Source organism: Bradyrhizobium diazoefficiens, assembly GCF_016616885.1.
GTDB lineage: Bacteria > Pseudomonadota > Alphaproteobacteria > Rhizobiales > Xanthobacteraceae > Bradyrhizobium > Bradyrhizobium diazoefficiens_F.
Map to the genome: position 1 here is coordinate 7,713,459 of NZ_CP067102.1, position 18,688 is coordinate 7,732,146.

Genomic DNA, 18,688 nt, shown 5'->3' on the forward strand with positions numbered 1-18,688 from the left:
TGATCGTTGGCTGTTGCGGGGCTCGGTCGAGCCGCACCTTTCACCTCTCCCCGACGGGGAGAGGTCGCGCCGAAGGCGCGGGTGAGGGGACGCAGGTCCCACGAGAGAGCGTAACCCCTCACCCGCATCGCATCGGACGATGCGATGCGACCTCTCCCTTCGGGAGAGGTGAACTTCGCCGCCGCACCTTGATCCAATCTCGGCATGCGTTACGGCTTGCTGGGGCGCAGCTCGACACCGACGCCCTTGTTGACGAAGCGCAGCGTGTAGGACTTGCGGAAGTCGAGATCGCTCTTCACGACACCGGCTTTCACCATCTTGTTGAAGAAGGAGGTGTAGCGATCGTCGCTCATCGCGCCGATACCGTTCTTCAAGGAGTCGCCGGAATCGACGATGCCGTATTCCTTCATCTTGGCGACGGAATAGGCGAGCAGCTCGTCGGTCATCTCCGGATTGAGCTGCTTGATCATGGCATTGCCGGAGGAATTGTCGCGGTAGATGTAATTGTACCAGCCGATCATGGAAGCATCGACGAAGCGCTGCACCAGGTCCGCCTTCTTCTCGACCAGCTCGCGGCGGGTCTCGATCAGGGTCGAATAGGTGTTGAAGCCAGCATCGGCGAGCAGGATGACGTTGGGCTTGAAGCCGGCAGCCTTCTCGACGGCGAAGGGCTCGGAGGTGACGTAGCCCTGCATCGCGCTTTTGGGGTTGGCGATGAAGGGCTGCGGATTGAAATTATAGGGACGGACGTTCTTCTCGCTGAAGCCGTATTCGGACTTCAGCCACTGAAAGTAGCTGCCCATGCCTTCCTTGGAGACGAACAGCGTCAGCGGCTTGAGGTCCTCGATCTTGCTGACCTTCGCATCCGGCTGCGTCAGCATCACCTGCGGGTCTTTCTGGAAGACCGCGGCGATGGTCACCACGGGGACGTTGTTGGCGACCGCGTCGAACGACATCAGCGTGTTCGCGGCCATGAAGAAATCGATCTTGCCGGCGATCAGCAACATCCGGTTGTTCTCGTTGGGGCCGCCCGGAACGATGCTGACGTCGAGCCCATATTTCTTGTAGGTGCCGTCGGCGACCGCCTGGAAGAAGCCACCGTGCTCGGCCTCGGCGACCCAATTGGTGCCGAAGGTGACCTTGTCCAGGGTTTCCGCGCGCGCCGGCAGGATCGACACGACCGTGGCCAGCAAGCCTGCCGTTAACGCTCGCCGCAGATGGGAAGGGCTCATGAATGCACTCCGTCGATCGAGTCTGGCCGATATGAAAACAAAGCGATAAAACCGCAAGACATTCGGGGACGCGAGCCAGCCAGGCACGCGTCCCCTCCATAACACCAAACTACGTGACAAATTCGGGCAATGAAACCTTGATGACGCCTTCCCGCGACTGGACCGAGATCCGCTGGGCCGATGCGAACCCTGCGGACGTATCGCGCTGGATCGCAGTGCTGCCGCTGGCAGCGACCGAGCAGCACGGCCCGCATCTGCCGCTCGAGACCGACGTGCTGATCGCAGACGCCTATCTCGCGCGCGTCCGCGAGCTTCTGCCCGAGACCATTCCGGCGACCTTCCTGCCCGTTGAACCCATAGGCATTTCCACCGAGCATATCGACTATCCGGGCACGCAGACGCTGCCGACCGAGGTGGCGCTGAAGCGCTGGACCGCCATCGGCGAGGACATCGCGCGACGCGGCATGAAGAAGCTCGTCATCATCACCAGCCATGGCGGCAACAGCGCGGCCATGATGCTGGTGGCGCAGGATCTTCGCGCGCATCAAAAACTGTTCGTGGTGACGACGTCGTGGTCGCGCCTGTCGGGCGCAGAGAACCTGTTCCCGGCCGATGAAGTGCGCCACGGCATCCATGGCGGTGCAGTCGAGACCTCGATCATGCTGGCGCGTTACCCCGAGCAGGTGCGCGCCAATGCGATCGCGGATTTTCCCGCGAGCAGCATCGCGATGGAGAAACAATATCGCTGGCTCTCGACGCAGCGGCCCGCGCCCTTTGCCTGGCAGGCGCAGGATCTCAACGCCAGCGGCGCCGTCGGCAACGCGACACTGGCCGTCGTCGAGAAGGGCGAGCAGCTCCTCGACCACGGCGCGCGCGCCTTTTGCGAGCTGCTGACTGAGGTCGATAACTTCGACGTGAACAGGCTCGCCAAGGGCCCCCTCGGCTAGCTCGCATCTATCTGAAATCATTCTGGAAAGAGCTGAAGCCCCAGACCATCTGAGGCGTTTTCGAACCGGTTTCGGCAAGCCTCCGTCCAATTGGGCACGCGGACCACAACGGACCGCCTCAACCCGGATGGAGTTTCACATGTCGATCAAGACCAAGATTGCCGCTGTCGCTCTCGCTGCCCTTACTGTCACCGCTGGTGTCGCTTCCGCGACCTCGAGCGCCCAGGCCAAGCCGCTCGGCTGGGCCATCGGCGCCGGCATCGCCACCGCCGCCATCGTCGGCACCGCGGTCGCCGCCAGCAACCAACCCTATTACTACGGTGGCTACCACCATTGCGGTTGGTCCCCCCGCTACAACGCCTTCGGCCAGTACGTCGGCAGCATTCGCACCTGCTACTGATCTGAGTATCTGAGGCCGATCTCACGTGGATCCCGCGTCCGACACGGGCGCCTCATCCACCCGTGTCGTGCCCCGACCCCGCCCGGCTGTCCCCCGGGCGGGGTCAACCGTTTTTGGAGACCGGGAATTTGTTGCCGTCGCGTCACATAACGATGCGAAGCATCCTCTGCGACATTCTGGATCTGTTGCTATTGCGAATTATTAGCAATAAGGTTCCCAACGAACGCAGGGACTTGGCAAGACCTTGGGGTGAAATCGCGCCGGAACGAGCCTATCTCGTCCGGCCGCGTGAACAGCCAGGACCCTGATGACAGGAGCACCGCGAATCGGCAGGGATGTCGGCAGCGGTTGGGGCAGAGTCGCGTCTGGGGGCGTAGTTTTGACGTTGAGAGGTCACCGACACCGGTATTTGCGGACGGCCGCGGCGATTGCCTCGGGCGTGCTCGTGTTTCCAGGTGCCAGCTTCGCTGCCGACCTGCCGCTGAAGGCACGCGCCGCGAAAACTGTCTACGACTGGACCGGCTTCTATGTCGGCGGCCATTTCGGCTACGGCGACGCGAGCTTCGGACCCGGCACCAATCCGTTGCCCGAGCAAGGCGTCGTCTTGCCCCACAGCGCAACGGGGTTCAGCGGCGGCTATCAGCTCGGCTACAACCGCCAGCTCGCCAACCGCGTCGTGCTCGGCATCGAAGCTGACGCAACGTTCACGGGTCCGCGCGATATCGTCGCGCACGAACGGTCGCCGGCGCCCTTCAACACCACGATCGACTATGTCGGCACCGTGCGCGGACGCATCGGCTATGCTTTCGACCGCTTCATGCCTTTCGTCACAGGCGGTTTCGCCTGGGGCCACACGCATATCAACGTCAACGATGCGGACGGAGTCTCCGAGCTGTTTCCGGTCGGAAAGTATCAGGCCGGATGGACTGCGGGCCTCGGTCTCGAATACGCCGTGAGCGGCAACTGGACCGCGAAAGCCGAATACGAATATGTCGACCTCTCCCGCAAGACTTACGATCTGAGCGGCTTTGGCCTCGGCAGTGTCAACGTCGATCCACGCATCCATCTGTTCAAGCTCGGCCTGAACTACCAGTTTGGCGACACACCGTGGATGCCGGCGATCAACGGAAAGACCAAACTGCCGGAGTCCGGCGACTGGAACGTCCATGCCCAGACGACGGTGCTGCCGCAAGGCTACGGCCCGATCCACTCGCCCTATGCGAGCCCGCAGAGCCTTCCCGGCAGTGGCCAGTTTCAGGCGACCTGGACCACGACGGCTTTCCTGGGCACGCGCTTGTGGGACGGCGGCGAGTTCTATTTCAATCCCGAGCTGGCGCAGGGTTTTGGCATCAACGGCACGCTCGGGCTTGCCGGTTTCCCCAACGGCGAGGCGCAGAAGGCCGGTGCGCCGTTCCCGAAAATCCGTGCGCAGCGCTATTATTTCAAGCAGACTTTCGGCCTCGGCGGCGAGCAGGAGGAGGTGCCCGACGCTCCGAACCAGCTGGCCGGCAAGCGCGATATCGACCGCGTCACGCTGATCGTTGGCCGCTTCGCCGTGGGCGATTTCTTCGACGGCAATTCATACGCAAAGGATCCGCGCGCCGATTTCATGAACTGGGCAATGTGGGCCTCGGCCGCTTATGATTTCCCCGCCGATCTCCCCGGCTATACGCGCGGCGCCGTGGTCGAGCTCAATCGCAAGGATTGGGCGGTGCGCGCCGGACTGTTCCAGGTCCCCGATGCGCCCAACAGCGATACACTGGTCTACAAGACGGGCGGCGCGGTCGTCGAGTTCGAGGAGCGCCATTCGATCTTCGAACAGCCGGGCAAATTGCGCGTCGGTGTCTTCGCCAACGAAGGCAACACCGCGAACTATCGCGAAGTCGTGGCGCTGGCGGCGGCAAACCCGGCGCTCGACATCAACGACATCACCATCGCAAACCGGCGCAACCGCTCCAAATACGGCTTCTACGTCAACCTCGAGCAGCAGATCGTCAACGACGTCGGGCTGTTTGCGCGCGCCAGCTGGAACGACGGTCAGAACCAGATCCTGAACTTCACCGACATCGACCGCAGCATTTCAGGCGGCCTGTCGATCAAGGGCAGCCGCTGGGGACGTCCTGACGATACGGTCGGCATCGGCGGAGTCATCAACGGCCTGTCGGGCGCGCATCGCGACTTCCTCGCCGCCGGCGGCACGGGTCTGGTGATCGGCGATGGCCAGCTCAACTATCGCACCGAACGCATCCTCGAGACCTACTACGCCTACTCGGTGATCAAGGGCGTGACGCTGACCGCCGACTATCAACTCGTGGTCAATCCCGCCTACAACGCGGACCGCGGTCCGGTTTCGATTGTCTCGGGCCGCCTGCACGCCGAGTTCTGAGCCTCCGCAGACACATTCAGCCCGGTGCGACAATTTGGTCGGAACCGGGCAAAACGCGCACCCGCTTCATATATAAACGGCTTGGTCCAGCGTCCGCCGGGCTCAATGTCCCTCCCCTTGCCCACAAATGTTGTCCGTCGAACTCATCATCGTCGTCGTCCTGATCGTCATCAACGGCCTGTTGTCCATGTCGGAGCTCGCCGTGGTCTCATCGCGCCCGGCGCGGCTGTCGCTGCTGGCTGCCAAGGGCGTACGCGGCGCCGAGCGCGCGCTGATACTGGCCGCCGATCCCGGAAAGTTTCTCTCGACGGTGCAGATCGGCATTACGCTGGTCGGCGTGCTCTCGGGCGCGTTCTCCGGCGCGACGCTCGGGCAGCGGCTGACGCAATGGCTGGTCGAGCTCGGCCTGTCCTCAGGCATCGCCGACATCGTCGGCGTCGGCATCGTCGTCACCCTCATCACCTATGCGACCCTGATCGTCGGCGAGCTGGTGCCGAAGCAGGTGGCGCTGCGCGATCCCGAAAGCATCGCGGTCAGGGTCGCGCCGGCGATGCATGTGCTGGCGCGGGTCTCGCTGCCGCTGGTGTTTCTTCTCGACCTCTCCGGCAAGCTGATCCTCACGCTGCTGGGCCGCGGCGGCAAGGCCGAGGAGAAAGTGTCGGAGGACGAGATCCATCATCTCGTCAGCGAAGCCGAGAGCGCGGGCGTGCTGGAGTCGGGCGAAAAGGAGATGATCGCGGGCGTGATGCGGCTCGGCGACCGGCCGGTCGGCGCGATCATGACGCCGCGCACCGAGGTCGACGAGATCGACCTGAGCGATGCTCCGGACATCATTCAGGCAATCATCGCGAAGAGCCCGCATTCGCGCTTTCCCGCATCAGACGGCGATCGCGACAAGCCGATCGGCGTGCTCCAGGCCAAGGACCTGCTGGTCGCGTATATGAGCGAACGCACACCGGATCTGCGCGCGCTTGTCCGCGAGGCGCCGAGCATTCCCGCGTCAGCGGATGCCCGCGATGTGCTGGCAATCCTGAAGGCTGCGCCGGTCCATGTCGGCTTCGTTTATGACGAGTACGGCGCGTTCGAAGGTGTGGTGACGGCGGCTGATATTCTGGAATCGATCGTCGGCGCCTTCCATTCCGAGGAAGGCCCGCCGGAGCCGGCCTACGTCAAGCGCGCAGACGGCTCACTGCTCGTCTCAGGCTGGATGCCGGTCGACGAGTTCGGCGAGCTCCTGAGCATCGAGCTGCCGCCGCATCACCGCTACAACACGGTGGCAGGCCTCGTGCTGCAGCAATTCACCGTGCTGCCGAATATCGGCGATGCCTTCGACTTCGCCGGCTGGCATATCGAGGTGGTCGATCTCGACGGCCGGAGGATCGACAAGATTTTGGCGAGCCGGCTGGGTGAGGTCGAGACGGGGTGAGCGAGCGCCCGCGCCCCCTCACCCGAACCGCACCCCGATCCGCTTTTCCTTGCGCCACACCACGGTGCAGGGCAGCTGCGCTCCGTCGGCCTTGATGGACAGGGAGAAGTGCTCGGGAATTCCGACCGGGCTGGTGACGTCGAGGGCGGCGCCGGTGCTGGAGAAATTGCGGACGGTGCAATCGATCGCGCCGCCGCCGAACTCGATGGTTCCGGCCTTCAATACACGATGCCTGGCCTTGTTGCGTCGTTCTTCGTCCATGGGGCCAATTTACACCCGAAGCTGACACAGACGTTAAAACGCTACCTACCCCTCACAAATTCGCGCCCCCCGCAGGAGCAGGCGGTATCATCCGGTGGCCGGGCGCTCACAGCGCCGGCTGAAACGAATCCGCCCGCGCCATCCGCCAGGCGTCGCGGAACCGAGGGTCTTCCGTACCTTCAAGCAACTCACCCGGGCGCAGCGCCGGGTAAAGCTGTGCGAACGACTGAACGTTGGTCGTCGAGGTCCGCTGGCTGAAATGGACCGGACGCAGCTGCTGCGGATGGGTCAGGCCGGCCGCGGCGATCAGCTCGGTCAGCGAGTGCAGCGTGGCGTGGTGATAATTGTGCACGCGGTCGATCTTGAGCGGCACGTAGAGCGCGCGCGCCCGCGTCGGATCCTGGGTCGCGACCCCGGTCGGGCAACGGTCGGTGTGGCAGCTCAGAGACTGGATGCAGCCGAGCGAGAACATGAAGCCGCGCGCTGAATTGCACCAGTCGGCGCCGATCGCCATCGCGCGCGCCATGTCGAAGGCGGTGGCGATCTTGCCGGACGCGCCGATCTTGATGCGGTCGCGCGCATTGATCCCGACCAGCGCGTTATGGACGAAATTGACGCCCTCGCGCATCGGCATGCCCAGATGATCCATGAACTCCAGCGGCGCAGCACCGGTGCCGCCCTCGTTGCCGTCGACGACGATGAAATCAGGATAGATGCCGGTCTCCAGCATCGCCTTGCAGATCGCCAGAAACTCCCAGGGGTGGCCGATGCAGAGCTTGAAGCCGGCCGGCTTGCCGCCGGAGAGCTTTCGCATCTCGGCAATGAACTGCATCATGCCTGACGGCGTGGAGAAGGCGCGGTGCGAGGCCGGCGAGATGCAGTCCTCGCCCATGGAGACGCCGCGGATTTTGGAGATCTCCTCGGAGACCTTCGCCGCCGGCAGCACGCCGCCATGGCCGGGCTTGGCGCCCTGGCTGATCTTGAGCTCGACCATCTTGATCTGATCCTGGCTCGCGACACGCTCGAACGCCTCCGGATCAAAGGTGCCGTCGAGATCACGGCAGCCGAAATAGCCGGAGCCGATCTCCCAGATGATGTCGCCGCCCATCTCGCGGTGATAGGGGCTGAAGCCGCCCTCGCCCGTATCATGGGCGAAGCCACCCTTCCTGGCACCGGCATTGAGCGCGCGCACCGCGTTCGGACTGAGCGCGCCGAAACTCATCGCCGAGATATTGAACACCGAGGCCGAGTAGGGTTTTGCGCAATCCGGCCCGCCGATGGTGACGCGAAACTTCTCCTCGGCATGCGCCTGCGGCGCCACCGAGTGATGCATCCACTCATAGCCCTCGCGATAGACGTCCTCTTGGGTGCCGAACGGGCGCTTGTCGAGCTGCATCTTGGCGCGTTGATAAACCACCGCGCGGATGTCGCGCGAGAACGGCATGCCGTCCTTCTCGCTCTCGAAGAAATACTGCCGCATCTCCGGCCTGATCTCTTCGAGCAGGAAGCGGATATGCGCCGAGATCGGGTAGTTGCGCAGAACCGCATGGCCCTTCTGCATGAGATCGCGGACGCCGAGCAGCGTCAGCGCACCGAAGATGCAGATCGGGATCAGCAGGATGTCGAAGATCTTGCGGTCGGCGATGCCGATGCCGATCAATAGCGCCGTGACGACCGCGCAGATCGTCAGGATGATGAAGCGTGGCGAAAATGGAAGCAGCAGAGTTTCCATCATCCCCTCTTCCGCCAGCGGCAGGCGCTTGGGTGATGGGGGGTTGGGCGCTTCCTGCATGTTGTTGTCGGCCACGATTCCCATCCTCTCGCCAGCATGAGGCGATACGATACGCCTTCGCCCGTCATACGGATATGACGCGCCCCTTGTTTCAGGCTAGCGAATTTGGCCGGGACAAATCAATCAGCCCGATGGGCGGGCTGCTGCACTGCAACAGGGGCGGGGGATGGGGGCGGCCATAATGGGCCACAAGCTGAGCGGTCATCCCGGGCAAGCGCAAGCAGGACCCGGGAACCATAACCACAGGATTCGTGGCTGGGAGAAAGCTGTCACCCGAATCGTCGGATCGGCGCGCGCTTTCGGCGCGCTTGTCCGAGACGACAGCTGGTGGCAGCGAACCGCCCTTACCGCTCGACGAATGCCTTCTCGATCACGAAATGGCCGGGCTTGTTGCCGGAGCCTTCGATGAAATCGCGGCCTTCAAACATCACCTTGAGCTCTTCGAGCATCGCCGGGCTGCCGCACATCATGATGCGGTCGGTTGCGATGTCGAGCGGGCCCTGGCCGATATCACTGAAGATCTGCCCGGAATTGATGAGGTCGGTGATGCGGCCGCGATTGCGGAACGGCTCGCGGGTCACGGTCGGATAATAGATCAGCTTGTCGGCGAGCAGTTCACCGAACAGCTCGTCCTCGCGTAAGTTCGCGACGAGCTTCTCGCCATAGGCGAGCTCGGAGACCTGGCGGCAGCCATGCACCAGCACGATGCTCTCGAACTGCTCATAGACCTCGGGGTCCTTGATCAGGCTGGCGAAGGGCGCGAGGCCGGTGCCGGTCGAGAGCAGCATCAGCCGCTTGCCGGGGATCAGGTTGTCGGTGATCAGCGTGCCGGTCGCCTTGCGGCCGACCAGAATGGTGTCGCCTTCCTTGATCTTCTGCAGGCGCGAGGTCAGCGGACCGTCCTGCACCTTGATCGAGAAGAACTCGAGCTCTTCCTCATGGTTGGCGCTGGCCATGCTGTAGGCGCGCAGCAGCGGACGGCCATCGACCTCGAGGCCGATCATCGCGAACTGGCCGTTCTGGAAGCGGAATCCGGTATCGCGCGTCGCGCGGAAGCTGAACAGCGTGTCGGTCCAGTGCTGGACGGAAAGAACTTTCTCTCGGTAAAACGCGCTCATGATTTTCGATATTCCGAATAATTGCGGTTTTAGGGCAAAAGCGTTGCCCGGCCCTGAAAACGGGGCGGACACCATTGCCATGGCGGAGGATTTCGCGTGTGTGATCTACGCCATTGAGACCAATAATCAACCTCGTTCCGGATGCAATTGATGCCGGTCAAACCAGCATTTGCGGCGGAAATGGCCACATCATTGACGGATCTGCTGTCCGGGGCGCGCAGAGGGCAATTTCTTTTCCCTTTCGAGCGCAATTGCAGCACCTAATTTCCATCCTGCTCGCGAGAATTTCATTAAGAATAGCTCTGACTTTCACCCCGGTTTGGCGTCGTTTCCCGCATTTTTGCGGCTTTGGACGACAGGAACGATCAGGACATGGCAAGCGGCGAGCGGATCTTCGTCCAGGCGATCAGGCGCTATGGCGCGCGCCATGGCATCGACATCGACGTCCGCTCGGGCGGCTGGCTGATCGCGATGCGTCGTGGCGAGATGCGCCGCTTCGCCTTCGGCTACGACATCGGCCTCAACAGCGCGATCGCGCATCGCCTCGCCAACGACAAATCGGCGACCGCCGAGGCGCTGTCGCTGGCACGTGTGCCCTGCATTCCGCATCACCTCTTCCTCAATCCGAAGCTGGGCAGGAATGTTGTTGATGCCGCCTGGCGAGAGGCCATGCTTGGGCTGCTTCACGACAATCCGCAAGGTGTGGTGGTGAAGCCCAACGAGGGGACGTCAGGACGATCGGTCTTCAGGGTGACGACCGAGACGGAGCTCGACCATGCGGCTGGCGAAGTCTTTTCGATGAGCACAGGGCTCGTGATCTCGCCCTATGTCGAGATCGAGCAAGAGGTCCGCGTGATCCTGCTCAACGATGTCCCCCGCGTCGTCTACAGCAAGCAACGTGGCTCGGATTGGCGGCACAATCTCGACGCCGGCGCAAGGCCGGTGCTGCTGGAGGACGGCGAGGTCCGCGCGGCCTGCGTGAAGCTCGCGACCAATGCCGCGAGCGCCATCGGAATCGCCTTTGCATCAATTGACGTGGTGCGCGTGGATGGCGCGTGGAAAGTGCTGGAAATCAATTCCGGCGTGATGATGGAAGCGCTGGGGAAGCTGCATCCTGAGCTGGTGCAGGCGACGTATGACGCGGCGCTGGATCAGGTGTTTGGCAATCACCGCTAACACTGATTTTATCCCCGTCATCCTGAGGTGCGCGCCTCTTCGGCGAGCCTCGAACGGCGACGGCCCGGCTGCTGCATCTCGGCCGTGATCCTTCGAGGCTCCCCACGCGACGCTTTGCGTCGCGTGGCTCGCACCTCAGGATGACGGAGATAGAGCGGTCAAATCTTCAGGAAACCCGCTCGCACTAATTATTCGCGCTCGCCGAATCGTCCATCGCTTTAAACGCTTCTTCCAGTTGCAGCGAGATCGGCACGTTCATTTTCTCGCCGGTCGGCATCCGCGCCGTGAACCATTTGTTGTAGAGCGGCACGAGATCGTGGTTGGAGCCGAGCTTGCGGAAGGTCCGGTCGACCACCGCCGACAATTGCGGCTCGCCCTTGCGAAACATGATGCCGTAGGGGTCGTAGGACAGATAGTCCCCGACCACGCGAAAATATTCCTGCGCCTTATGGCGGACGATCAGGCCGTAGAGCAGGATGTCGTCGGTCGCGAACGCATCGGCCTTGCCGTCGGCCACCATCCGGAACGACTGCTCGTGATCCGGCGCGGTTACGATGTTAAGGCCGAGCGATAGCTTGCTGTCGACGGCGTGCATCGCCTGCTCGTTGGTCGTGCCCTTGGTCACCACGACGGTCCTGCCCTTCAAATCCGCGACGCCGGAAACAGCCGCTCCCTTCGGCACCATCAGCTTGGTGCCGGCGACGAACATCAGCGGCGAGAACGCGACGCGCTTGCCGCGCTCGGAATTGGCCGTGGTCGAGCCGCATTCCAGATCGATCTTGTTCTGGAGCACCGCGTCGATGCGGTCGTCCGAGGTGACCTTGACGTAGTCGATCTTCAGATTGGGATCGTCGACCTCGACGCCGATCTCCTCGACGATGGCCTCGCAGAGTTCGAGGCTGTAGCCGATCGGACGGCCCGACTGGTCGAGGAAGGAGAACGGCGGTGAGCTTTCGCGATAGCCGAGCCGCACGGCGTGCGCGTTCTTGATAGCTGCTAGCGTCGGGCTAAGCCCTTCGCCGCCACCGGTCTGGGCGGAGGCGCCCGTTGCCAGCAGGCATGCTGCCAGCAGCAGGCCGCCCGAAATCGCCGTCAAAGGGCGCATGACGCACTCCCGTCAGTGGCCGGCCATCGCAGGGACTTCGCCCGGAACCATGTCGCCGGGCACGACATCGTCCGGTCCCATCGCATGCTCGGGCCCGAGCTCGCCTTCCCACTTCGCCACGACCGAGGTCGCCAGCGTGTTGCCGATCACGTTGGTGGCGCTGCGGCCCATGTCGAGGAAGGTGTCGATGCCCATGATCATGAGCAGGCCGGCCTCGGGGATGCCGAACTGTGACAGCGTCGATGCGATCACGACGAGGGAGGCGCGCGGCACGCCGGCGACGCCCTTGGAGGTGATCATCAACGTCGCCAGCATCGCAAGCTGCGTCGAGAGCGACATCTCGATGTGATAGGTCTGCGCGATGAAGATGCTGGCGAAGGTGCAGTACATCATCGTGCCGTCGAGGTTGAAGGAGTAGCCGAGCGGCAGCACAAAGCTCGAGATTCGCGACGAGGCGCCAAAACGGTTGAGGCCTTCGAGCGTCTTCGGGTAGGCCGCTTCCGAGCTCGCGGTGGAGAACGCGATCATCAGCGGCTCGCGGATCAGCCTGAGGAGGTGGCTGTAGCGCGGCCCGATGACGATGAAGCCGACGATGACCAGGATGCCCCAGAGGATGAAGAGCGAGAGATAGAAGCCGCCCATGAACACGATGAGCTTCCAGAGCACCAGGAGGCCGTTCTTCGCGACCGTCGCGGTGATGGCGGCCCAGACCGCGAACGGTGCGAACAGCATCACATAGCTCGTCACCTTCAGCATGATGTGGCCGAGATCGTCGATCAGCGCCAGGATCTGCTTGGAGCGCTCGGGCAGCGCGCCCATCGCCACCGAGAAGAACACGGCGAAGATCACGATCTGGAGGATCTCGTTCTGCGCCATCGCGTCCGCGATCGAGGTCGGGATCAGATGGGTCAGGAATTTCTCGATCGAGAAGGCGGAGACCGGCAGGCCGGTCGATTGCGCCTTGTCAGGCAGCGTGCCGGGGAAATTGGCACCGGGCTGGAGCAGATTGACCATCACGAGGCCGAGCAGCAGCGAGATGAAAGAGGCGCTGACGAACCAGCCCATGGTCTTGGCGAAGATGCGCCCGAGCTTCGAGCCCGAGCCCATATGGGCAATGCCGCCGACCAGGGTCGCGAACACCAGCGGCGCAATGATCATCTTGATCAGGCGCAGGAAAATCACGGCGATCAGGTTGATGGACGAGGCCCAGTCGGCCCGCGTATCGGGCATGAAGTTGAAGATCGCCGAGCCCATGATGATGCCGAGCACCATCGCCATCAAGATGTACTGCGTGAACCTGTTCGACATTGACTTACCCCGCTACATCGGCCGCTTCATGATGTCGCAGATATGACAACGACGCAACACGCTTTGCGTGCAGTCGCGATTGCCGGATGTTCCCGTCGCGAAACTGGACGCAGCGATCTAGCCTTCACGCAGCGCACAACGAATGCGGCTTGCACGTTTTCTTTGCGGCAGCTGCATCAATAATCGCCAAATAAACAGTGAGGGGAACGCCATGAGTGGACAGATCAATCGCCAGATCCTTCTGGTGGAAAAGCCCAGCGGCAAGCTCGGTCCCGAGCATTTCAAAATGGTCGAGGGCACGATGCCCGAGCCAAAGGACGGCGAGGCCCTGCTGCGCGTGCGTTACATCTCGCTCGACGCTGCCAACCGCGCCTGGATGCACGGCGCGACGTATCGCTCGGCGGTCGAGGCGAACAGCGTGATGGCGGGAGGCGGCATCGCCGAGGTCATCAGCTCGACGGCACCAGAGCTTGCTCCGGGCGACATCGTGTTCGGCGACACCGGCTGGCAGGAATTTGCCGCAGTGCCCGCAAAGCATCTCACGAAGATGCCGAAGCTGGAGCCGATGACGCATCTTCTGAGCGTGTTCGGCATCGCGGGCCTCACCGCCTATTTCGGCCTGCTCGAGGTCGGCAAGCCCAGGGAAGGCGAGACGGTCGTGGTCTCGGCGGCCGCAGGCTCGGTCGGCTCGATCGTCGGACAGATCGCCAAGATCAAAGGATGCCGCGTCATCGGCATCGCCGGCGGCGCGGACAAATGCCACTGGCTGACCTCCGGGCTCGGCTTCGACGCCGCGGTCGACTACAAGGACGGCGCGGTGTTCAAGGCGCTGCGCGCGGCCGCACCGGAGGGCATCGACGTCTATTTCGACAATGTCGGCGGCGACATCCTCGAAGCCTGCCTCCCGCAGATGAACAATTGCGGCCGCATCGCCTGTTGCGGTGCGATCTCGCAATATGACGGCGCGCCGTCGGCGCACGGTCCGCGCGGCGTGCCCGGCCTGATCGTGGTGAAGCGGCTCGTGATGCAGGGCTTCATCGTGATGGACTACATGAAGGAGAGCCAGCGCGCGCTCGCCGATCTCCAGGCCTGGGTCAAGTCCGGAAAGCTGAAGGTGCAGGAAGACATCATCGACGGATTGCAAAACACGCCGAAGGCGCTGATCGGATTGCTGGCCGGCGAGAACCGCGGCAAGCGGATGGTCAAGCTCTGATGACGTATTGTTTTGAGCATGATCTTTTCGGAAAATCGCTGCACACTTTTCCGGATCATGCTCTAAGTTACGTCGCAATTCGACACGTATTATCTACTTGCGGTAGTGGCCAAAGCGGCCAAGGGTGCCGCGCGCGCGGCATCACCCGCGACCATTGTTTGCATCACTTTTAATAAATCGTCGGCGTTACCGACAGGGCAGGGATTCACCCAGATGTTCAATACGTTGAAACATGCATCAACGGGTCAGGCGTTGCTCGCGGCAGCGCTCTTCGCAACTGCAACAAGCGCATTCGCGCAGGCGCCGACCGAGGCTCAAAAGAGCGCCATCCGCTCCGCGTGCCGCTCGGATTTCATGGCGCACTGCTCGAGCGTGACGCCCGGCGGCGTCGAAGCGTATCAATGTTTGCAGAAAAACATGTCGAGCCTGTCGTCGGGATGCCAGACCGCGGTTCGCGCAGTCGAGCCGGCTGCAGCGCCGGCCAAATCTGAGCCTGCCAAGTCTGAACCTGCAAAGACCGAAGCAGCGCCCGCTGCCGAGCCTGCGGCGAAGCCGGCCGCAGCAGCCGCTCCGAAAGCGGCGGCGGCCAAGCAGCCGAGCAACGCACAAGTTGCTGCGGTCAAGAGCGCGTGCCGCGCCGACTATCCCAAGGTTTGCGCCAGCGTGCCGCCGGGCGGCGCTCCCGCGCTCGAATGCCTGGAGAAGAATAAGGCCAAGGTTTCGGCGGCTTGCGCGAAGGCCGTGACCGCTGCGGCCGGTGGCGGCGGCGCAACAGCGACGGCCGCGCCAGCGGCTGCTGCCGCACCGGCTGCCGGAGCCGCGCCGGCGGCGGCGCCCGCTGCGATCGTACTGCGCCCGCTGCGGCCGCGTGAAGAGCTGTTCATCGTCCGCTCCGCCTGCGGCGCCGACATCCGCACGCTCTGCGCCGGCGTCCCGCCCGGCGGTGGCCGCATCGTGCAATGCATCGCCAGCAAGGCCGCATCGCTGTCGCCGGGTTGCAAGGACGTGCTGGCGCCGTTCGCGGCGCGCTAAGGCTACCCGCAAGTCAGGCGCCGTCGATATCCGACGGCGCATGGATGAATTTTCGTACGCCGGCAGCGACTAATCTTTGCCTATATCCGATTTCAATCACGACAAGACCGGGAGGACAACATGCGTGCATTCCTGCTCATCGCTTCCGCGCTCCTCGCCTTCGCGGCGACCATGACCTTCGAGTCGTCCGATGCCAACGCAGTGGTGTGCGCCCGCGGCGTTTACCGCGCCGGCTGCGCCGGGCCGAATGCGGCCGTGGTGGTCCGCAGGCCGGTGCCGGTTGTCCGCTGCACCAGAGTGCTGGTGAATGGTGTCTACGTGAAGCGCTGCGTCTGACGCGCGGGTAGTCAATCCAGCGCAGTTTGGCTATGGTTCGGAACTGACGGTTTCGGGTCCGCGCGAGGCGTGTGCTCGCGACTTTGCTGCGGTGCACCTCGCTCGCCGATAATTCCGCTGGCGTGGGAAGCTACCCTGAGATAGTAAGTATACTGTCAATTAGGGAGGCAGAATTTGCGGATCGCCGTGATTGGCGGAGGGCCAGGTGGGCTCTACTTCGCCTATCTCTGGAAGAAGCGTCACCCCGAGGATCACGTCGACCTGTTCGAACAGAACCCGGCCGACGCGACCTGGGGCTTTGGCGTCGTGTTCTCCGACCAGGCCCTGGAGTTCCTGCGCGCCGACGACCCCGAGACGGTCGATGCGATCGCGCCGCATATGGAGAGCTGGCAGAACATCACGCTGAACCATGGCGGCAACTGCGTCGCCATCGACGGCGTCGGCTTCTCCTCGATCGGCCGGCTCGAGCTCCTGCAGTTCCTGCAACAGCGCGCGCTCGATGCAGGCATCACCCCTCGCTTCGACACCCAGATTCACGGCATCGACCAGCTCAACGGCCACGATTTGATCGTCGCCGCAGATGGCTTGAACTCGCTGGTGCGTCGCGCCTATGAGGGTGATTTCGGCACCTCGCTGTCCTATTCCTCCAACAAATTCGTCTGGTACGGCACCTCAAAACGCTTCGACACGCTGTCCCAGACTTTTGTGAAGACCGACCGCGGCGCGTTCAATGCGCACCACTATCGCTACTCGCCGAACATGAGCACCTTCCTGGTCGAGTGCGATCATGCGACCTGGCAGGCCTATGGCTTCGCCTACAAGGACGTCGAGCAGTCCAAGGGCGTCTGCGAAGAGGTGTTTGCCGACACGCTCGGCGGCCATTGCCTCGTCTCCAACAAATCGGTCTGGCGCAATTTCCCCTGGGTCTGGAACGAGCACTGGTCGTTCAAGAACATGGTGCTGATCGGCGACGCGCTGCATTCGGCGCATTTCTCGATCGGCTCGGGTACGCGGCTCGCGATCGAGGATGCGATCGCGCTGGTCAAGGCGCTGGAATCGGATGCCCATCTGTCGACCGCGCTGCACCGCTACCAGGCCGCCCGCAAGCCGGTGGTGCAAAAACTCATCGATGCCGCGCGCACCTCGGCCTTCTGGTACGAGCACTTTGCCCAGCACATGCAGCTTGGCCTGATGGACTTCGCCTACAGCTACATCACCCGCTCCGGCCGCATCGATGATTCACGGCTGCGTGTGATGTCGCCAGCCTTCATGGCGCGCTACGAGGCGGAGAAGAACGGCGGAGACGCGGCATGAGCAACGAGATACGCGACCAGGTGCCCGCGGACAGCGCGGGCACCCGCGAGATCGGCTTTGCCGTTCCGGATATCTACAACGCCAGCCGCGTGCTGTTCGACAATCTCGCCAAAAGCCGTAGCGACAAGCTCGCGCTGATTGGCCCGGCGGGTACGCGGACCTATGCCGAGCTCTGTGCCGAGGCTTGCCGCTGGGGCAACGGCTTTGCGTCGCTCGGCCTGGAGCGCGGCGACCGCGTGCTGATGTTCCTCGACGATACCCCCGCCTATCCCGCCGCCTTTTTCGGCGCGGTGCGCGCCGGCTTCGTCCCGCTGCTGATCAACACGTTGACACCGCCAGACCTGCTGCAATTCTATCTCGCCGATTCCGGCGCGACCGTTGCGGTGGCGGATGCCGAGTTCTGCGCGCGTTTCAATACCGAGGCCTGCAAGGACACGGAGCTGAGCACACTGGTCGTCGTCAATGGCGTGGTGGGCGATCACGCAGCGCCGAAGGTGTTGGCCGCAGCGGACTGGCTTGCACAATTTCCAGCCGAGCTGGCCGAAGCCCCGACGCATCGCAACGAGATGGCGTTCTGGATGTACTCCTCCGGCTCAACCGGCCGGCCCAAGGGCATCGTGCATCTCCAGCATGACATGGCCTATAGCGAGGCTGCTTTTGCGCAAAACGTGCTGAAGCTGACCCCGGAGGACATCTGCTTCTCCGTGCCGAAGATTTTCTTCGCCTACGGCTTTGGCAATTCCGTCACTTTCCCGTTCTCCGCGGGCGCGGCAACTTTGCTGCTGCCGGGACAGCCGAAGCCGGCATCGATCTTCGCCGCAATCGGGCAGTACAAGCCGACGGTCTTCTTCGGTCTGCCGACGCTGTACACCGCCCTCACCAAGGCCGAGGGCGCGGACAAGACGAACTTCTCGTCGCTACGCATGGCACTCTCGGCAGCCGAGGTGCTCTCGGCCGAGGTCTTCAACGGCTGGAAGACGCTCACGGGCCTCGAGATCGTCGAAGGTCTCGGCTCGACCGAGGTGCTGCACATCTACCTCTCCAACCGCCCCGGGCAGAAGAAGCTCGGCGCCGCGGGCCTGCGCGTGCCCGGCTACGAGGTGGCGCTGCGCGACAAGGACGGACGCGACGTCGGCGACAACGAGGAAGGCATTTTGTGGGTCCGCGGCGATTCCAACACGCCGCTGTACTGGAACCGGCCGGACAAATCCGCCGAGACCATCCGCGAGGAGGGTTGGATCTACACCGGTGACCGCTTCGTCCGCGATAGCGACGGCTTCCACTTCTTCCGCGGCCGCGCCGATGATCTCATCAAGATCTCGGGCCAGTGGGTCTACCCGCTCGAGGTCGAACTGTGCCTCGCCGACCACCCCGAGATTCGTGAATGCGCCGTGTTCGCGGCCGAGCTGCCGGACCGGCGCATGACGCTGAAGGCGGTGGTGGTCATGAACAACCGCGCCACCGATCAGAGCGAGGCGACGCGGCGGCTGCAGGATTACGTCAAGAGCAAGCTGCTGCCCTACAAATATCCGCGCGAGGTGATTTTCACCGACGAGCTGCCGAAGACGGGTACGGGGAAGATCGATCGGCAGGCGTTGTTGCGGATGTGAGGCTCCGCTGTCATCGCCACACCCTCGCTGTC

The 18,688-nt window shown here is 63.2% G+C and carries 16 protein-coding genes; 10 read left to right on the forward strand and 6 right to left on the reverse strand.

From position 1 onward, the window contains the following. Positions 1–209: 209 nt before the first annotated feature. On the reverse strand, positions 210–1,232 hold the full coding sequence (locus JJC00_RS36025) for an ABC transporter substrate-binding protein (protein ID WP_200470459.1): 1,023 nt from the start codon (positions 1,230–1,232) through the stop codon (positions 210–212). A 140-nt stretch (positions 1,233–1,372) separates the two neighbouring features. Here JJC00_RS36025 and JJC00_RS36030 point away from each other — a divergent pair, with 140 nt between their 5' ends. The 4 genes from JJC00_RS36030 (at position 1,373) to JJC00_RS36045 (ending at position 6,391) form a co-directional block, all read left to right on the forward strand. Further along, the gene (locus JJC00_RS36030) at positions 1,373–2,179 is read left to right on the forward strand and encodes a creatininase family protein (protein ID WP_200470460.1); all 807 of its coding nucleotides are present in this window, start codon (positions 1,373–1,375) and stop codon (positions 2,177–2,179) included. Positions 2,180–2,318: 139 nt separating this feature from the next. Beyond that, entirely contained in the window at positions 2,319–2,579 is a 261-nt protein-coding gene (locus tag JJC00_RS36035; RefSeq protein WP_200470461.1) for a hypothetical protein, read from the forward strand. Between the two features lie 409 nt (positions 2,580–2,988). After that, positions 2,989–4,965 (forward strand): carbohydrate porin, encoded by a 1,977-nt coding sequence (locus JJC00_RS36040; RefSeq protein WP_246774041.1) that lies wholly within the window; start codon positions 2,989–2,991, stop codon positions 4,963–4,965. Between the two features lie 127 nt (positions 4,966–5,092). Beyond that, positions 5,093–6,391, forward strand: coding sequence for a hemolysin family protein (locus tag JJC00_RS36045; RefSeq protein ID WP_200470463.1), 1,299 nt, complete (start codon positions 5,093–5,095; stop codon positions 6,389–6,391). A gap of 18 nt (positions 6,392–6,409) precedes the next feature. Here JJC00_RS36045 and JJC00_RS36050 read toward each other — a convergent pair whose 3' ends face one another. The 3 genes from JJC00_RS36050 to JJC00_RS36060 all read right to left on the reverse strand — a co-directional run bounded on the left by JJC00_RS36050 (position 6,410) and on the right by JJC00_RS36060 (position 9,562). Further along, positions 6,410–6,652 carry a PilZ domain-containing protein gene (locus JJC00_RS36050; RefSeq protein WP_200470464.1) on the reverse strand — a complete coding sequence of 81 codons (243 nt, stop codon included), beginning with the start codon at positions 6,650–6,652 and terminating at the stop codon, positions 6,410–6,412. Between the two features lie 106 nt (positions 6,653–6,758). Beyond that, positions 6,759–8,444 (reverse strand): FMN-binding glutamate synthase family protein, encoded by a 1,686-nt coding sequence (locus tag JJC00_RS36055; RefSeq protein WP_200474347.1) that lies wholly within the window; start codon positions 8,442–8,444, stop codon positions 6,759–6,761. A gap of 344 nt (positions 8,445–8,788) precedes the next feature. Further along, positions 8,789–9,562 (reverse strand): ferredoxin--NADP reductase, encoded by a 774-nt coding sequence (locus JJC00_RS36060; protein WP_200470465.1) that lies wholly within the window; start codon positions 9,560–9,562, stop codon positions 8,789–8,791. A 372-nt stretch (positions 9,563–9,934) separates the two neighbouring features. Between JJC00_RS36060 and JJC00_RS36065 the strand changes: the two genes are divergently transcribed. Beyond that, complete coding sequence (locus JJC00_RS36065; RefSeq protein WP_200470466.1) at positions 9,935–10,738, forward strand: ATP-grasp domain-containing protein; 804 nt, start codon at positions 9,935–9,937, stop codon at positions 10,736–10,738. Between the two features lie 184 nt (positions 10,739–10,922). On the opposite strand, the gene JJC00_RS36070 is transcribed toward JJC00_RS36065, so the two are convergent. Then, positions 10,923–11,843 carry an amino acid ABC transporter substrate-binding protein gene (locus JJC00_RS36070; protein ID WP_200470467.1) on the reverse strand — a complete coding sequence of 307 codons (921 nt, stop codon included), beginning with the start codon at positions 11,841–11,843 and terminating at the stop codon, positions 10,923–10,925. Positions 11,844–11,855: 12 nt separating this feature from the next. Then, positions 11,856–13,151 carry a dicarboxylate/amino acid:cation symporter gene (locus JJC00_RS36075; RefSeq protein WP_200470468.1) on the reverse strand — a complete coding sequence of 432 codons (1,296 nt, stop codon included), beginning with the start codon at positions 13,149–13,151 and terminating at the stop codon, positions 11,856–11,858. Positions 13,152–13,362: 211 nt separating this feature from the next. On the opposite strand from JJC00_RS36075, the gene JJC00_RS36080 reads away from it, so the two are divergent. The 5 genes from JJC00_RS36080 (at position 13,363) to JJC00_RS36100 (ending at position 18,656) form a co-directional block, all read left to right on the forward strand. Further along, the gene (locus tag JJC00_RS36080; RefSeq protein ID WP_200470469.1) at positions 13,363–14,364 is read left to right on the forward strand and encodes an NADP-dependent oxidoreductase; all 1,002 of its coding nucleotides are present in this window, start codon (positions 13,363–13,365) and stop codon (positions 14,362–14,364) included. 213 nt (positions 14,365–14,577) lie between these two features. Continuing rightward, on the forward strand, positions 14,578–15,396 hold the full coding sequence (locus JJC00_RS36085) for a cysteine rich repeat-containing protein (protein ID WP_200470470.1): 819 nt from the start codon (positions 14,578–14,580) through the stop codon (positions 15,394–15,396). A 120-nt stretch (positions 15,397–15,516) separates the two neighbouring features. Then, positions 15,517–15,732 (forward strand): hypothetical protein, encoded by a 216-nt coding sequence (locus tag JJC00_RS36090; RefSeq protein ID WP_200470471.1) that lies wholly within the window; start codon positions 15,517–15,519, stop codon positions 15,730–15,732. Positions 15,733–15,906: 174 nt separating this feature from the next. Further along, on the forward strand, positions 15,907–17,046 hold the full coding sequence (locus tag JJC00_RS36095; RefSeq protein ID WP_200470472.1) for an FAD-dependent monooxygenase: 1,140 nt from the start codon (positions 15,907–15,909) through the stop codon (positions 17,044–17,046). After that, positions 17,043–18,656, forward strand: coding sequence for a benzoate-CoA ligase family protein (locus JJC00_RS36100; RefSeq protein WP_200470473.1), 1,614 nt, complete (start codon positions 17,043–17,045; stop codon positions 18,654–18,656). The genes JJC00_RS36095 and JJC00_RS36100 overlap by 4 nt, the downstream gene beginning before the upstream one ends. The last annotated feature ends 32 nt before the right edge of the window (positions 18,657–18,688 follow it).

Bases quoted from the DNA above. Each gene is read 5' to 3' on its own strand.
- JJC00_RS36070 (WP_200470467.1), bottom strand. From the start codon at position 11,843: ATGCGCCCTTTGACGGCGATTTCGGGCGGCCTGCTGCTGGCAGCATGC.
- JJC00_RS36085 (WP_200470470.1), top strand. From the start codon at position 14,578: ATGTTCAATACGTTGAAACATGCATCAACGGGTCAGGCGTTGCTCGCG.
- JJC00_RS36060 (WP_200470465.1), bottom strand. From the start codon at position 9,562: ATGAGCGCGTTTTACCGAGAGAAAGTTCTTTCCGTCCAGCACTGGACC.
- JJC00_RS36050 (WP_200470464.1), bottom strand. From the start codon at position 6,652: ATGGACGAAGAACGACGCAACAAGGCCAGGCATCGTGTATTGAAGGCC.
- JJC00_RS36075 (WP_200470468.1), bottom strand. From the start codon at position 13,151: ATGTCGAACAGGTTCACGCAGTACATCTTGATGGCGATGGTGCTCGGC.
- JJC00_RS36030 (WP_200470460.1), top strand. From the start codon at position 1,373: ATGACGCCTTCCCGCGACTGGACCGAGATCCGCTGGGCCGATGCGAAC.
- JJC00_RS36035 (WP_200470461.1), top strand. From the start codon at position 2,319: ATGTCGATCAAGACCAAGATTGCCGCTGTCGCTCTCGCTGCCCTTACT.
- JJC00_RS36100 (WP_200470473.1), top strand. From the start codon at position 17,043: ATGAGCAACGAGATACGCGACCAGGTGCCCGCGGACAGCGCGGGCACC.
- JJC00_RS36045 (WP_200470463.1), top strand. From the start codon at position 5,093: ATGTTGTCCGTCGAACTCATCATCGTCGTCGTCCTGATCGTCATCAAC.
- JJC00_RS36065 (WP_200470466.1), top strand. From the start codon at position 9,935: ATGGCAAGCGGCGAGCGGATCTTCGTCCAGGCGATCAGGCGCTATGGC.
- JJC00_RS36080 (WP_200470469.1), top strand. From the start codon at position 13,363: ATGAGTGGACAGATCAATCGCCAGATCCTTCTGGTGGAAAAGCCCAGC.
- JJC00_RS36055 (WP_200474347.1), bottom strand. From the start codon at position 8,444: ATGCAGGAAGCGCCCAACCCCCCATCACCCAAGCGCCTGCCGCTGGCG.
- JJC00_RS36025 (WP_200470459.1), bottom strand. From the start codon at position 1,232: ATGAGCCCTTCCCATCTGCGGCGAGCGTTAACGGCAGGCTTGCTGGCC.
- JJC00_RS36090 (WP_200470471.1), top strand. From the start codon at position 15,517: ATGCGTGCATTCCTGCTCATCGCTTCCGCGCTCCTCGCCTTCGCGGCG.